The organism is Janthinobacterium sp. OK676 (assembly GCF_900103595.1).
In the GTDB taxonomy this organism is placed as follows: domain Bacteria; phylum Pseudomonadota; class Gammaproteobacteria; order Burkholderiales; family Burkholderiaceae_D; genus Janthinobacterium.
The window spans coordinates 166,734-181,950 of sequence record NZ_FNHA01000002.1; the positions used below are offsets into that span (position 1 = coordinate 166,734).

General features: G+C 62.5%; 15 protein-coding genes. All 15 read right to left on the reverse strand.

Going from position 1 to position 15,217, the window contains the following annotated elements; genetic code table 11:
- Nucleotides 1-24: 24 nt before the first annotated feature.
- On the reverse strand, nt 25-330 hold the full coding sequence (locus BLU39_RS04390; protein ID WP_034752016.1) for an NIPSNAP family protein: 306 nt from the start codon (nt 328-330) through the stop codon (nt 25-27).
- Nucleotides 327-1,253: a WD40 repeat domain-containing protein gene (locus BLU39_RS04395; protein WP_092710287.1), complete on the reverse strand. Its 927-nt coding sequence runs from the start codon at nt 1,251-1,253 to the stop codon at nt 327-329. Before BLU39_RS04395 ends, BLU39_RS04390 begins: the two co-directional genes overlap by 4 nt.
- Nucleotides 1,250-1,759, reverse strand: coding sequence for a GNAT family N-acetyltransferase (locus BLU39_RS04400; RefSeq protein ID WP_092710290.1), 510 nt, complete (start codon nt 1,757-1,759; stop codon nt 1,250-1,252). Before BLU39_RS04400 ends, BLU39_RS04395 begins: the two co-directional genes overlap by 4 nt.
- A 65-nt stretch (nt 1,760-1,824) precedes the next feature.
- Complete coding sequence (locus BLU39_RS04405; protein WP_034752020.1) at nt 1,825-2,370, reverse strand: phosphoribosyltransferase; 546 nt, start codon at nt 2,368-2,370, stop codon at nt 1,825-1,827.
- Nucleotides 2,371-2,436: 66 nt separating this feature from the next.
- The gene (locus tag BLU39_RS04410; protein ID WP_034752021.1) at nt 2,437-3,750 is read right to left on the reverse strand and encodes an adenylosuccinate synthase; all 1,314 of its coding nucleotides are present in this window, start codon (nt 3,748-3,750) and stop codon (nt 2,437-2,439) included.
- A gap of 3 nt (nt 3,751-3,753) precedes the next feature.
- Complete coding sequence (locus BLU39_RS04415) at nt 3,754-4,914, reverse strand: ATP phosphoribosyltransferase regulatory subunit (protein WP_092710292.1); 1,161 nt, start codon at nt 4,912-4,914, stop codon at nt 3,754-3,756.
- A gap of 271 nt (nt 4,915-5,185) precedes the next feature.
- Nucleotides 5,186-6,073, reverse strand: a complete 888-nt coding sequence (gene hflC, locus BLU39_RS04420) for a protease modulator HflC (protein WP_034789029.1) — start codon at nt 6,071-6,073, stop codon at nt 5,186-5,188.
- On the reverse strand, nt 6,073-7,365 hold the full coding sequence (hflK, locus tag BLU39_RS04425) for an FtsH protease activity modulator HflK (protein WP_092710295.1): 1,293 nt from the start codon (nt 7,363-7,365) through the stop codon (nt 6,073-6,075). Before hflK ends, hflC begins: the two co-directional genes overlap by 1 nt.
- Nucleotides 7,366-7,367: 2 nt before the next feature.
- A complete protein-coding gene (gene hflX, locus BLU39_RS04430; protein WP_092710298.1) occupies nt 7,368-8,591 on the reverse strand; it encodes a GTPase HflX in 1,224 nt (407 codons plus the stop codon).
- A 114-nt stretch (nt 8,592-8,705) separates the two neighbouring features.
- Nucleotides 8,706-8,942: an RNA chaperone Hfq gene (gene hfq / locus BLU39_RS04435; protein ID WP_008450615.1), complete on the reverse strand. Its 237-nt coding sequence runs from the start codon at nt 8,940-8,942 to the stop codon at nt 8,706-8,708.
- Nucleotides 8,943-9,183: 241 nt separating this feature from the next.
- Nucleotides 9,184-10,530 carry a ribosome biogenesis GTPase Der gene (gene der, locus BLU39_RS04440; protein ID WP_070221915.1) on the reverse strand — a complete coding sequence of 449 codons (1,347 nt, stop codon included), beginning with the start codon at nt 10,528-10,530 and terminating at the stop codon, nt 9,184-9,186.
- Between the two features lie 4 nt (nt 10,531-10,534).
- Nucleotides 10,535-11,680 carry an outer membrane protein assembly factor BamB gene (gene bamB, locus BLU39_RS04445; protein ID WP_092710301.1) on the reverse strand — a complete coding sequence of 382 codons (1,146 nt, stop codon included), beginning with the start codon at nt 11,678-11,680 and terminating at the stop codon, nt 10,535-10,537.
- 85 nt (nt 11,681-11,765) lie between these two features.
- Nucleotides 11,766-12,434: a YfgM family protein gene (locus BLU39_RS04450; protein WP_092710303.1), complete on the reverse strand. Its 669-nt coding sequence runs from the start codon at nt 12,432-12,434 to the stop codon at nt 11,766-11,768.
- 54 nt (nt 12,435-12,488) lie between these two features.
- Entirely contained in the window at nt 12,489-13,850 is a 1,362-nt protein-coding gene (hisS, locus tag BLU39_RS04455) for a histidine--tRNA ligase (protein ID WP_092710306.1), read from the reverse strand.
- 57 nt (nt 13,851-13,907) lie between these two features.
- Complete coding sequence (ispG, locus tag BLU39_RS04460) at nt 13,908-15,182, reverse strand: flavodoxin-dependent (E)-4-hydroxy-3-methylbut-2-enyl-diphosphate synthase (RefSeq protein ID WP_092710308.1); 1,275 nt, start codon at nt 15,180-15,182, stop codon at nt 13,908-13,910.
- Nucleotides 15,183-15,217: the final 35 nt, after the last annotated feature.

Below are 15,217 nucleotides of genomic sequence, written 5' to 3' on the forward strand. Positions count from 1 at the left end.
GGGCCGCAGCGCGATTGACCCCGTTCAGGCAAACACGGGGCGGAAGAAACTGCGCTCGTAGCTGACGATGCAGCGCGTCTCTTCGGCGTAGCGGAAAGCGGCCTGGCATTCGGCGTCCTGCATCGAATCGCTGCGGTACTGCTCGTACAGGGCCAGGCTGGGGAACGAGAACATGGCCAGCGCGACGTTGCTGGCGCCCTCGGACGGCAAAAAGTAGCCGTGGTGCTGGCCGCCGAAGCGTTCGACCAGCGGTATCCACAGCTTGCCGTAGGCTTCGAATTCCCGCAATTTGTACGGGTCGATGATGTAACGCAGGTAACAGGTGATCATGCGGTTTCCTTGTGAACGTTCAGATCCATCAGCATGCCAGATTCCCAGGAACCGATGGCGGCCAATGGCAAGCCAGGCAAAAAGTCCAGCGCGCACGGATAGGTAAAATCTTCCTGCGCCAGGACGCCTAGACCCGGCCAGGCGTAGAACAGCAGCTTGCCCTTGCCGATGCGTCCCAGCGCGCTGCCGTCGGGCAGCCAGCGCAAGGCGTCGCCCGTGCCGCCGCCCGCTTCCACTAGTACCGTGGCCAGACAGCGGCCATCGTCCATCGCCTGCACGGACAGATACTCCTCGCCGTGCGCGTAATGCAGCACGGCCAGGCGCTCACCATCGGGCGATGGGGCGCACGATGCCAGCTTGGGCAGCGACAGCAGCACGCGGCCGCCTCCCGCTTGCAATGGCCAGTCCCACACGCTGCAGTAGTCGGGCGGCTGCACCTGCCCCTCGTCCACCGATTTGACGCCGTGCAGGACCAGCAAACGCCGCCCGCCATCGATGGCGTAGATTGCGCGCAGCATCTCGCCCGGGTGCGCCTGCGTGAACAGCAGGTCGCCCGTCTGCGCGTCGCGCACGCGCAGGAGGCCATCCCAGCCGCCGTCGGCCAGATATCGGCCGCACGGCGACCACGCGGGGCCGCAGCCTTCGCCATCCTTCTTGTTCTGGAAGTTCACGAGCAGCTGGCCCGCCCGGGCATCCACCACGGCCATCTGGCCAGTCGTGCTCTTGATGGCCAGCCGGCCGCCGTCGGGCGAAAACGCCATGCTGGAACAATGGGCGATGAATTTGCCGCGCCACAGCTTCTGGCGCGCCGTCACGTCCCACAGCGCCAGATCGCGCCCCAGCACGGCCAGACGCGCGCCATCGGGCGAAAACCGCACGCCGTAGGCGCAGCCCAGCTTCAGGGGCTTGCGCGTTGCCGTCATGGGCGCGCCAGCCGGTACACGACGCTGTCGATATCGTAATGGCGCTCCATGCCCGCGTATTGCATGCCCAGGCGCGTCATGACCTTGATCGATGCCGCATTGTCCGGGTGGGCCACGGCCACCACTTCGGGCGCACCGACGACGTCGAAGGCATGCGCGACGATGGCGGCCGCCGCTTCGCTGGCATAGCCCTGGCCCCAGCCCGTGCGGGCCAGGCGCCAGCCGATTTCATGCGGCTTGCTCTTGTCGCCATCGAGATGCTGCAGGCAGGCCATGCCCACCATCTCGCCATCATCGAGGCGTATCAGCGCCCACCACGAATAACCCCACTCGGCCCAGCGGCCGGTGACGCGCGTGACGCCCGCGCGCGTGTCCTCTTCCGTCTCGGGCTGGCCCGCGTTCAGATAGGTCATCACCTCGGGGTCGGTGTTGAGCGTGCGCATGCGCTCATAGTGGTTTTCCGTGATCGGTTCCAGGCGCAGGCGCGCCGTCGTGAGTATGGTCATCGCATTTCCTTGGACGAAAAAAAAGACGATACACGATCGTCTTTTTTTTGCAAGTGCGCACGCAATTACTTGCCTGCTTCGCCCTTCTTGATCCACGCCGCCAGCTGGTGGGGACGCAGGCCATCGTAGTCTTCGAATGGCTGATGGATCCACGGATTGTGCGGCAGTTCGTCGAGGAAGTAGTCGGGACGCACGACGGAGCAGCCCTTCAGCCAGATCACGGCCGACTTGACTTCGGTCACGTCAGGGAAGTTTTCCTTCAGGTGACGCGTGACCTTGTCCAGGGTGACACCCGAATCGGCCAGGTCGTCGACCAGCAGGATGCGGCCGGCCAGCGGGCCCTTGGTCATGGTCATGTACTTGGCGATATCGAGGTCGCCGCGCACCGTGCCCGCGTCTTCGCGGTAGGAGCTGGTCGACAGGATGGCCAACGGCAAGTCAAAAATGCGCGAGAAGACGTCGCCGGGACGCACGCCGCCGCGCGCCAGGCACAATACCTGGTCGAATTTCCAGCCCGATTCGTAGACCTTGAGCGCCAGGCGCTCGATCAGGCGGTGGTATTCTTCCCAGTTGACCCAGAGGTGTTGATCGTTCGATTGTGGGGTAGTCATGATAGTGGAATCTTATTATTAGCGTGATTAAAAAAATCCGCCTTGCGGCGGATTGTGTCCAGCAGCTTATTCGAATGGGTGGCGCAGCACGATCGTTTCTTCACGATCCGGACCGGTCGAAACCATGTCCACCGGTACGCCGACCAGTTCTTCGATGCGCTTGATGTAAGCGCGGGCCGTTGCCGGCAGGGCCGCCAGCGATTTCGCGCCGACCGTGCTTTCCGTCCAGCCTGGCATCTCTTCGTACACCGGCACGCAACGGGCGGCTTCTTCGGCGCCAGATGGGAAGATGTCCGTGGCCACGCCGTCGATGGTGTAGCCGGTGCACAGCTTCAGCGTTTCGATACCGTCCAGCACATCCAGCTTGGTCAGGCACATGCCCGTCACGCCGTTGATCTGCACAGAGCGGCGCAGCAAGGCGGCGTCGAACCAGCCGCAGCGGCGGGCACGGCCCGTCACGGTGCCGAATTCGTGGCCGACTTGCGCCAGGTGGTGGCCGACGCCCGCATCCGTTGGCAGTTCCGAAGGGAACGGGCCGGAACCGACGCGCGTCGTGTAAGCCTTGGTGATGCCCATGATGTAGTGCAGCATGCCAGGACCGACACCCGAACCGGCGGCGGCATTGCCGGCCACGCAGTTCGACGAGGTGACGAACGGGTAGGTGCCGTGGTCGACGTCGAGCAGGGAACCCTGCGCGCCTTCGAACAGCAGGTTCGCGCCGGCCTTGTGCGCCTTGTACAGCGCGCTCGACACGTCGGTCACCATCGGACGCAGGCGCGGCACATAGGCCAGCGCGTCGTCGAGGGTCTTCTGATAGTCGACCTTCGGCGCCTTCAGGTAGTTTTCCAGCACGAAGTTGTGGTAATCGAGGTTTTCGGCCAGCTTTTCGGCAAAGCGCTTCTCGTTCAGCAGGTCGGCGATACGGATCGCGCGGCGCGCCACTTTGTCTTCGTAGGCCGGGCCGATGCCCTTGCCTGTGGTGCCGATCTTTGCATCGCCACGCTTGGCTTCACGCGCCAGGTCGATCGCGGTGTGGTAAGGCAGGATCACGGGCGCCGCGTCCGACACTTTCAGGCGCGAGGCGACTTCGACGCCGACGGCTTCGAGCTTGTCGATTTCGCGCAACACGTCCGGCACGGAAACGACCACGCCGTTACCGATGTAGCAGGCGACGCCTGGACGCATGATGCCCGACGGGATCAGCTGCAGCGCGGTTTTGACGCCGCCGATGACCAGCGTGTGGCCTGCATTGTGGCCGCCCTGGAAGCGCACCACACCCTGGGCGTGATCGGTCAACCAGTCGACGATCTTGCCTTTACCTTCATCGCCCCATTGGGTGCCGATGACAACGACGTTCTTTGCCATAATTTTCTTTGACATCACTTAACCTAAGTTTTTAAGAATCCAGCTACTACCATTATCGGCAAGTACCAGCACGCGATCGCACTCGAACTCGTCTTGTTCATTACTGTGACCCGGCATACTCTGGATCACGACCTCGCCCGCCTTGCGCAACTCGGCGATTTTTTCCTTCAATTCTGGCGCGCTGCCCCATGGGGCGCGGATCGAATGCTTCCGTTCCGCCGTTGGCAACAAGCGCGCCAGTTCGCGCAAATCGAGCGAGAAGCCGGTCGCGGGACGTGCCCGGCCGAACGCTTCGCCGACGTGGTCATAACGGCCGCCGCGCGCAACCGCGTTCGGCAAGCCAGGTACATACAGCGCAAACATCGCGCCACTTTCATATTGGTAGCCGCGCAGGTCGGCCAGGTCGATCGCCACTTCGGCGCGGCCCATAGCGGATCCTGCCAGCGCGGCCAGTTCGGCCAGCGCCTTCAGCACGCCCGGCAGCGGCGGCAGCACTTCGCGCGCACGCGCCAGCACGTCGATGTCGCCATACAGGTTCGGCAAGGCCAAGAGCGCATCGCGCGTGACGGCATCGTAGGATGCGGTCAGGGCGCGCAGGCCCGGCGCATCTTTCGCGCGCAGCAGGGTGTACAGCGCAGCTTCGTCGCGCACGGCGGCGGCGTCTTGCGCAATGATAGCGCGCAACAGGCCGACGTGCGACAAATCCAGGCGGACGCTGTCAAAACCGGCCAGCGCCAGCGAGGCGAGCGCCAGTTCCTGGATCTCGGCATCGGCTTCCAGGCCGGCGTGGCCATAGATTTCGGCGCCGATCTGCAGCGGCTCGCGGGTGGCGTGCAAACCCGACGGACGGGTATGCAGCACGCTGCCAGCGTAGCACAGGCGGGTCACGGTGGCACGGTTCAGCAGGTGGGCGTCGATGCGCGCCACTTGCGTCGTCATGTCGGCGCGCAGGCCGAGCATGCGGCCAGACAGCTGGTCGACCAGTTTGAACGTGCGCAGGTCGGTATCCTTGCCAGCGCCGGTCATCAGCGATTCCAGATACTCGAGCAGCGGCGGCATCACCAGTTCATATCCGTACAGACGGAAATTATCCAGCATGAGGCGGCGCAGCTCTTCGATCTTGCGCGCTTCCGACGGCAGAACATCGGCAATATTTTCGGGCAAAAGCCAATTCGGCATGAGGGAGCGAGATACGGAAGAAAGTTGAAAAAATGCATCATGCGAGGCAGCGGCGGGCGCGCCAGGCAAGAGGCCGAACCTGATATTTTACGCGAAAACACGGGCCTTTAGGGATAAGTTGTCCGAAACGCTGCCGCACAGCCCTAAAAACACCGCATTTTCCACCTTCCCGCAACAGCCCGGCGGGCACAAAAAAACGGGGCCGGCAATGACACCGGCCCCGCTCATGCTGTTCCCCGTCCTCGCGGCCGGGGGCAGTTTCGATGCTGCCTTACTTCTTGGCCGAACCGGCTGCGCCGCCGCCCTTGAAGTACTTGAAGAACTCCGAACTCGGATCGACCACCATCACGTCGCCCTTGTCCTTGAACGTAGCGCGGTAGGCTTCCAGGCTGCGATAGAACTTGTAGAACTCCGGATTCCGGCCAAACGCTTCCGCGTAGATCTGCGATGCCTTGGCGTCGCCCTCGCCGCGGATCTTCTCGGCTTCGCGGTACGCTTCGGCCAGGATCACCGTGCGCTGCTTGTCGGCGTCGGCGCGGATTTTCTCGGAGTCGGCCGAACCGGTCGAACGCAGCTCGTTGGCCACGCGCACGCGCTCGGACTTCATGCGCTCGTACACGGAGTTGTTGATCTGCTCGACATAGTCGACGCGTTTCAATCGCACGTCGACGATTTCCACGCCGATGGCCTTCGCTTCCGCCGACACCTTCGCCAGGATCGCTTCCATCACCTTGCCGCGCTGGCCCGAGATCACTTCGCGCACGGTGCGCTTGGTGATTTCATCGTTCAGCGCCGCCTTGACGATTTGCGACATGCGGTTGCGGGCCGGCTTCTCATCGCCGCCGAAGCTGCGGAAATACAGGCGCGGGTCGGCGATGCGCCATTTCACGTAGGCGTCGACGAGGATGTTCTTCTTCTCGGCCGTGATGAAGCGTTCCGGTTCCGGCGTGTCCAAAGTCAGGATGCGCTTGTCCAGGTACAGCACGTTCTGGAACGGCGGCGGCAGCTTGAAGTACAGACCCGGCGTGCTGATGACTTCCTTGACTTCGCCGAGGGCGAAGACGACCGCATACTTACGCTGGTCGACCACGAACACGGTCGAGGACAAGAGCATGATCGCGATAAAGCCCGCGATCAGGGCGGCTACGATACGGTTCATTAGCGGCTCTCCCGTTCACGCGAAGAGCGGCTGTCGCGGCGCTGATTGACTTCTACTGTCGGCATGGCTTCCTGTGGCAAAACGGTGTTGGCTGCGGGTGTCGCGGCAGCACGGGCGGCGGCAGCGGCAGCATCGGTAGCGGCCGTCTGGGCGATCAGCTTGTCGAGCGGCAGGTACAGCAGATTGCTGCCCGTCTTCGCGTCGACCATGACCTTGCTGGCACTGCTGAACACCTGCTGCATCGTTTCGAGGTACATGCGGTCGCGCGTGACGACCGGCGCCTTCTGGTACTCGACCAGCACCTGCTTGAAGCGCGAAGCATTACCGGCCGCGTTCTCGGTCACCAGCGCGCTGTACGCTGCGGCTTCCTCCATCAGGCGGAATGCGGCGCCGCGGGCTTTCGGAATGACGTCGTTGGCGTAGGCCTGGCCTTCATTCTTCTGGCGTTCGCGATCCTGGCCTGCCTTGACGGCATCGTCGAAGGCGGCTTGCACCTGCTCCGGCGGCTGCACGGCCTGCATCGTCACGTTGGTGATGACGGCGCCGACCTTGTAGCGGTCGAGAATCTGCTGCATCAGCTGCTGCGTATCGTAGGCCACCTTTTCGCGGCCTTCGTACAGCACGAAGTCCATCTTGCTGCGGCCGACGACTTCGCGGATCGCCGTTTCGGCGACCTGGCGCAAGGTGTCTTCCTGGTCGCGCGTGTTGAACAGCCAGGCCACGGGATCTTTCAGGGTGTACTGCACCGCGAACTGGATGTCGATGATGTTTTCATCGTCCGTCAGCATCAGCGATTCGCTGGCCTGCTTGTTACGCAGCGACTGGCGGTAGCCCACTTCCACCGTGCGCACCTGCGACACGTTGACGGTTTCGTCGGTCTGGAACGGGTACGGCCAGCGCCAGTTGAAACCGGCCGGCGTGGTGTGGCTGTACTTGCCGAACGTCAGCACGACGCCGTTCTGGCCCTCCTGCACGATGAAGGCGCCGCTGGCGAGCCAGATGAAGACGGCGATCACGCCGACCACGCCGGCGGTGATGCCTGCGCCCTTCATGTCGGGACGCGGACCACCTCCGCCACCGTTGTTATTGCCACCGTTGTCGGGACGGTTCTTCTGTCCGAAAAAGGCGTTCAGGCGCTGATTGAAATCGCGCCACAACTGATCGAGGTCCGGCGGACCTTCGCCGGGCTTTTTGCCTTCTTGGGCTTTCTTGCCGTCGTCCTTGCGATTGCCCCAGCGGGGATCGTTCAGGGACAACTTCAAGCCTGTTTTTTTGAGTAGGGAGACAAGCATAACTATCGTGTTCCGACTTGGGAGTGGGTGGAAATCCTATCGTCCTCGCCAGGCTCTTCGTCCTGGTCCGGGGCGGCGCCATCGTGCTGGTCGTACTGACCGTCAAACTGATCTTCCTGCGATGCTTCGTCGTTCTGATACAGGTGGGCCGAACCGGGCGCCTTCCTGGCCATCTCGACGATCGCATCGCGCAGCAGGTCGAGCCCGCTGCCCTTCTGCGCACTGACGAACACGCGACTGATCGTAGCATATTCGTCGCGCTCCACCGAAGGCTCCAGCCCGACCGCATCGATCTTGTTCCACACGAGGATTTGCGGAATATGATCGGCGCCGATCTCTTTCAAGACCAGGTTGACCTGCTCGATCTGCTCCATGCGCACCGGCGACGCGGCGTCGACGACGTGCAGCAGCAAATCGGCATGGATGGTTTCTTCGAGCGTGGCGCGGAAGGCGGCCACCAGCTGATGCGGCAACTCGCGCACGAAGCCGACCGTGTCGGAGATCACCACGTTGCCCACTTCCTGGCCCAGGTAAACCCGGCGCGAGGTGGTGTCGAGCGTGGCGAACAACTGGTCGGCGACATACACGCCGGCCTTGGTCACGGCATTGAACAGGGTCGACTTGCCGGCATTGGTATAGCCGACCAGGGACACCGAAAATGTGTGATTGCGGCCGCGCGCGCGGCGCTGCGTTTCGCGCTGCTTGTGCAGCTTTTCCAGACGCGCGCGCAAGGCCTTGACGCGCTCGCCGATCAGCCGGCGGTCGGTCTCGAGCTGCGTCTCGCCGGGGCCGCGCAAGCCGATACCGCCCTTTTGCCGCTCAAGGTGGGTCCAGCCGCGGATCAGGCGCGTGGCCAGATGCTGCAGCTGGGCCAGCTCGACTTGCAGCTTGCCCTCGTGGCTCTTGGCGCGCTGCGCGAAGATGTCGAGAATCAGGCTGGTACGGTCGAGCACCCGCACATTCAGGCGCTTTTCCAGATTGCGCTGCTGGGCAGGCGAGAGGGCGTGGTTGAAGATGACGATTTCCAGGCCATCATTGACGACGACGTCGCCAATTTCATCGGCCTTGCCGCTGCCGACGAAATACGCGGAATCGGGACTGGAACGCTTGGCCGTGATGGTGGAAATCGGGTCCGCGCCAGCCGAACGCGACAACAGCATGAGTTCCTCCATGCTGGCGGCGAAGTCGCTGTGACCAAAGTCAACCCCGACTAGTGCCGCGCGCATGATGGCATCTGATGAGTTGCGGCGAACGCCGACGCCGATGCAAACGCATCAGCGCCGCTGCTGCGGACGGGGGCGATGGACGGTGAAAGGCGCTGGGCCGTCAAGCTCAACGCTTTACTCCGCTTCAGATTCAATATTGAGATTGACGGCACGGGCCGGCACCACTGTCGAGATGGCATGCTTGTACACCATCTGGGTCACCGTATTGCGCAGCAATACGACATATTGATCGAACGATTCGATATGGCCCTGCAATTTAATGCCATTGACCAGGTAGATCGAGACAGGAACATGCTCTTTGCGTAATGCATTGAGGAATGGGTCTTGTAACAGTTGCCCTTTGTTGCTCATAACAGCTCCGTTGTTTATGTTGTTGTGTAAGAATTGGAGGCGACTCGCTTGATTTCAAGTGCTCTCACACCTTTCAAATAAAGAAAGATGCGTCATAGCTACTGTAACCTGTTTTCGCGATCGCTGTCGCGCATGGCGCATTAACACTTTATTATTTTCGTGCAAACAGCCATTAAATCGCTGTCGGCGCCGCATTATCTCCGCGGCGCCTTAATATGCACTTAATTCAGCATTTAAAACATTACTTGCTTGGCGTGCGTGCAAACGGGTTTTTACCCGTGCGCAGCTCGATGCGCAATGGCGTGCCGACCAGCGCAAACGTATCGCGGAAATGTTTTTCCAGATAGCGCTTGTACGGGTCGCCGACGGCGTCGAGCGCATTGCCGTGAATAACGATCACAGGCGGGTTCATGCCGCCCTGGTGGGCATAGCGCAGCTTCGGACGGATCGACCCCTTGCGGCGCGGCTCCTGCTTCTCCACGGCCTCGATCAGGGCGCGCGTCAGCTTCGGCGTCGACAGGTCGCACATGGCGGCCGCATACGCGGCGTTGAGCGACTTCATCAGCGGACCGATGTTGGTGCCCTTCAGCGCCGAAATGAAATGCATCTGCGCGAACGACAGGAAATCGAGCTTGCGGTCGATATCGATCTTGATTTCGTCGCGCTGGTGCGATTGCAAGCCATCCCATTTATTCACGGCCACGACCAGCGCGCGGCCCGATTCCAGGATGAAGCCGGCGATGTGCGCGTCCTGCTCCGAGATATCCTGCTGCGCGTCGAGCATCAGCACGACCACGTTGGCTTCGGAAATCGACTGCAGCGTCTTCACCACCGAGAATTTCTCGATCGCTTCGAACACCTTGCCCCGGCGGCGGATACCGGCCGTGTCGATCAGGGTGTATTGCTGGCCATCGCGCTCGAACGGGATTTCGATCGAATCGCGCGTCGTGCCCGGCATGTCGAAGGCGATCACGCGCTCTTCGCCCAGCAGGGTGTTGATCAAGGTCGACTTGCCCACGTTCGGACGGCCGACGAGGGCGATCTTGATGCCGCGATCGGTCTTTTCCAGCTCTTCAGGCTCATCCGGACGCTGCGCGAACGCCAGGTCCAGCATCACTTCGACGAGGTCGTTGACGCCGTCGCCGTGCGCCGACGAGATCGCATACGGATCGCCCATGCCCAATTCATAGAATTCGGACACGACGGCCGTATAGCGCATGCCTTCGCTTTTATTGACCACCAGCAAGACCGGACGGCCGCTCTTGCGCAGGAAGTCGACGATGGTCTTGTCATGCGGGGTCAGGCCTTGACGGCCGTCCACGATGAACACCACCACGTCGGCCTCGGCCACGGCCTGCTTGGTCTGCAGTGCCATCTGGTGCATGATGCCTTCCTTGGCGACGGGTTCGAAACCACCCGTATCAATGACGAGGAAGGGACGTTCGCCGACACGGCCTTCGCCATAGTGACGATCGCGCGTCAACCCAGGCAAATCCGCCACCAGCGCATCGCGCGAGCGGGTCAGACGATTGAATAAAGTCGATTTCCCAACATTGGGTCGACCTACTAGTGCAATTACCGGCTTCATTGTATTACTCGACCGCGAGAGCGGTCACTGTCCCTGATTGGGTTTGAAAAATCAAATTCGAACCGGCAACAACGGGAGCCGAAACAATCGGGCTGCCGTCGGTGCTGACACGACCTATTAATGCGCCATCTTCCCGTGACAGGAAGTGGATGTAACCTTGATAATCGCCGACGGCGACGCTGCGGCCGTAGGAGGCCGGCGTCGACAGGCGGCGGCGCGCCAGCGCCTCGTTCTTCCAGGCGCTCTGGCCGCCTTCGCGGCTGAATGCCACCACGCCGCCCTGGTCATCGGCGACAAACACGAAACGCTGGTCGACGGCCACGCCCACATCGGACGAGATCGGCTTGGCCCAGCGCGGCACGCCCGTGGCGGCGTCGAAGCAGCCCGCCTTGCCCTGGTAGGTGACGGCGCATACTTCGCCTTCGTACACCACCGGCGCGCCGGCGATATCGGAGACGCGCTCGAGTTCGGTGGCGCCGCGCGGTTCGCTGACGACGATCTCCCAGCGTACCACACCGGTGGCCGCCGTCAGCGCCAGCAGCTTGCCGCCAGGCTGGGCCACGTAGATGTTCGCGCCGCCCAGCACCATGCCCGGCGCATTGCGCAGGGTCAATGCCGGCGTGGCGCGCTGCACCGTCCACTTGCGCTCGCCCGTCTTGGCGTCGAAGCCGACGATGCGGTTGTCGACGCTGCGCACGACGACCACGCCCTGCCCCACGACGGGCGCCGTCAATACTTCGCTGGACGCTTGCGCCTTCCACAGTTGCTTGCCATCGGCATCGAATGCCAGCACGGCGCCCTTGGCCGCACCAACGGCCACGACCGTGCCATCGCTGCCGGCGCCGGACGTGATGTCGCTGCCAACCTTGACGCGCCACGTTTCACGGCCGCTGGCCGCATCGAGGCGCGCCAGCGCGCCATCGGCGCTGACCACGTACAGGCTGCTGCCGGCCAGCGCAGGCGTGAACGCGTACACGCCCGCCTTGCCGATCGAATACTTCCAGGCGTCGCGCACGGCGATGCTCGATTTTAACTCGACCAGCTTGGCCGGCTCGACTTTCGGATCCTTCGAAGCGAACGGGTTCCAGGACGAGCAACCTGCCATCAGGGCCAACAGACTTGCAGCTACCAGCTTTTCAGTGACACGCATAAGTGTTATCCAACCTTTTTCTTGTACTTGTAAGGGCAAGGCAGGCGGCGTACAACGCCGCGCCGCACAACCATCAGTGTTCCTGTCAGGCGGCAGCCTTGTCGGCCTTGGCCTTGTCTTCCGGCACCGTACCGCCGATCGCTTCCAGTTTGACCTGGATCAGTTGACGGCCTGGATTGTTCTTGTCCGTCGCGGCTATCGCGGCCAGGTAAGCCGTGCGGGCATCGGCCAGCTTGTTTTGCGCCACCAGGATGTCGCCCTTGCGGTCGGCCACGGCGCCGGCAAATTGCGCCACGGAAGCCGTTGCCAGCACTTTCAGCGCTTCATCGTAGGCTTTTTCATCCAGCAGGACGCCGGCCAGACGCAGCTTGGCGATGGCTTTGTACTCTTCCGTGCCATGCTCGGCAACCCATTGCAATTGAGTCTTGGCCGTTTTCAGGTCGTTCGCGTCGAACGCCACCTTGGCCGCGGCCAGGGCGCTCATCTGCGCATACGCCGTGCCGCTGAAACGCGACTGCATGTCGCCGGCCGCGCGCATCACCTTGGCCGTGTCCTTGGCGGCGATGGCGTTTTGCAGTTCGTCGTACAGCTGGCCCGCTTGCGCAGCCTGCGTGCGCTGGTAGTACTGCCAGCCGGCCCAGCCGCTGTAGCCTGCCAGCGCCACGATCAGGACCCAGGAGGTCAGATTGCCATTGCGCTGCCACCAGGCCTTGAGGGTTGCCAGTTGTTCTTGTTCTTCGTGATCGTATGCCATGGGTCGTCAGTTTTAATGAGTAGTTGATCGAGGGTAGAACGGTCTTGCTGCAAATCAGTGGTGGTGATGCACGTGGCCGCCAGGACCGTGGTCATGGCCGCAATCGTGGTCGCCGATGATCTGGTCCACCACGTAATCGACGACATCGTCGAACGGCACCGTGTTCTGCTGCGCGCCGGCATCGGCTTCGCGCATGGCTTTCACCGTCGCGACGCAGTTGGCGATTTCATCGTCGCCCAGGATCACGGCAAACGCCGCGCCGCTGGCATCGGCCTTTTTCATTTGCGTCTTGAAGCTGCCGCCACCGTTGCTCGCTACGCAATGTAGCACAACGTCCAGGCCCGCATCGCGAATCCGCTCGGCCAGCACGAACGCTTGCAAGCCTGCCTGCTCGCCCTGGTGCACCAGGTAGACGTCGCATTGGGCTGGCTGTTCCGGCTCGGCCGCGTCCTTCATCAGCAGCACCAGGCGCTCGACGCCCATGCCGAAACCGACGGCCGGTGTCGATTTGCCGCCAAACATTTCCACCATGCCGTCATAGCGGCCGCCGGCGCAGACCGTGCCTTGTGCGCCCAGCTTGTCGCTGACCCACTCGAACACCGTGCGGTTGTAGTAATCGAGGCCGCGCACCAGGCGTGGATTGATGGTGAACGGAATGTTGTTGTGGTTCAGGATCTTCTGCACGCCGTGGAAATGGGCCAGCGATTCCTCGCCCAGGTAATCGAGCAGCTTCGGCGCGCCATTGACCAGGTCCTGCATGGCAGGGTTCTTGGTGTCGAGGATGCGCAGCGGATTGCTGTGCAGGCGGCGCTTGGCTTCTTCGTCGAGCAGCTCGCTGTGGCTTTCCAGGTAAGCGATCAGGTCGGCGCGGTGGCGCAGGCGCTCGGCCGCGTCGCCGATCGAGTTCAGTTCCAGGCGGATGCCTTCCAGGCCCAGGTCATCCCACAGGCGGCGGGTCATCATGATCAGCTCGGCGTCGATATCCGGGCCCGTAAAGCCGATGGCTTCCGCGCCGAACTGGTGGAACTGGCGGTAGCGACCTTTCTGCGGACGCTCGTGGCGGAACATCTGGCCCTTGTACCACAGGCGTTTCGGGCCTTCGTAGACGAGGTTGTGCTCGACCACGGCGCGCACCACGCCAGCCGTGCCTTCCGGGCGCAGGGTCAGGTTGTCGCCGTTCATCGAATCGATGAACGAATACATTTCCTTTTCCACGATATCGGTCACGGCGCCGATGGCGCGCGCGAACAATTTCGTTTCTTCCACGATCGGCGTGCGGATCTGCTGGAAGCCGTAGCTTTGCAGCACGGATTGCGCCGTGTTTTCAAACAATTCCCACAGCGGGGCGTCGGCGGGCAGGATATCGTTCATGCCTTTGACGGCGGTAATCTTATCTGCTTTTTTATTTTCGGACATAGTGTTCTTCTTTGCTTTAACTGTGGCGTCGGATTACGCGCACGGCGCTAATCCGACCTACGCGGCAACCGGCGCGGTCTTGCCATAATGGCTTTTAACATAATTGAGGACGATGTCCTGGAATTCCTCGACGATGCGTTCGCCGCGCAGGGTGACGACTTTTTCGCCGTCGACAAACACGGGCGCGGCCGGCGACTCGCCCGTGCCGGGCAGGCTGATGCCGATGTTCGCATGCTTCGATTCGCCGGGACCGTTGACGATGCAGCCCATGACGGCCACGTTCATCGCTTCCACGCCCGGATACGATTTTTTCCATTCCGGCATCTGCTCGCGCAGATACGTCTGGATGTTGTCGGCCAGTTCCTGGAAGGTGGTCGACGTCGTGCGGCCGCAACCGGGGCAGGCGATGACCATGGGCGCGAACTTGCGCAAGCCCATGGTTTGCAGGATTTCCTGGCCGACGATGACTTCGCGCGTGCGGTCGCCGCCCGGTTCGGGCGTGAGCGAAATGCGGATGGTGTCGCCGATGCCTTCCTGCAGCAGCACGGCCAGGGCCGCCGTCGAAGCGACGATGCCCTTGCTGCCCATGCCCGCTTCCGTCAGGCCCAGGTGCAGCGGATAGTCGCAGCGCCGGGCCAGTTCACGGTACACGGCGATCAGATCCTGCACGCCCGAGACCTTGCACGACAGGATGATCTTGTCGCGGCCCAGGCCCAGTTCTTCGGCGCGCACGGCGTTTTCAATGGCCGACGTCACCAGCGCTTCATACATGACGGCTTGCGCCGGCCACGGTTCGGCGCGGCCCGCGTTTTCGTCCATGATGCGGGCCAGCAAGGCTTGATCGAGGCTGCCCCAGTTCACGCCGATGCGCACCGGCTTGTCGTAGCGACACGCCGCATCGATCATTTGCGCAAATTGCGTGTCGCGCTTGGCGCCCTTGCCCACGTTGCCCGGATTGATGCGGTACTTCGACAGCGCGCGCGCGCAATCGGGGTAGTCGTTGAGCAGGGTATGGCCGTTGTAATGGAAATCGCCTACCAGCGGCACGTCGATGTCCATCTTGTCGAGCTGCTCGCGGATGTACGGGACGGCCGCGGCCGCTTCCGGACGGTCCACCGTCAGGCGCACCAGTTCCGAACCGGCACGCGCCAGTTCCTTGATCTGGATCGCCGTGCCGATGGCGTCGGCCGTATCCGTGTTCGTCATCGACTGCACCACCACGGGGGCGTCGCCGCCCACCCAGATCTGGCGCTGGCCGTGCGCGATCAGCACCTTGCGGCTGTCGCGGCGGCCGGATGGACCGGAGCCGATCGCTGTTTTCGAGGTAGCCATAATATTATCTTCTGAGTTTGCTTGAACGGTTACTG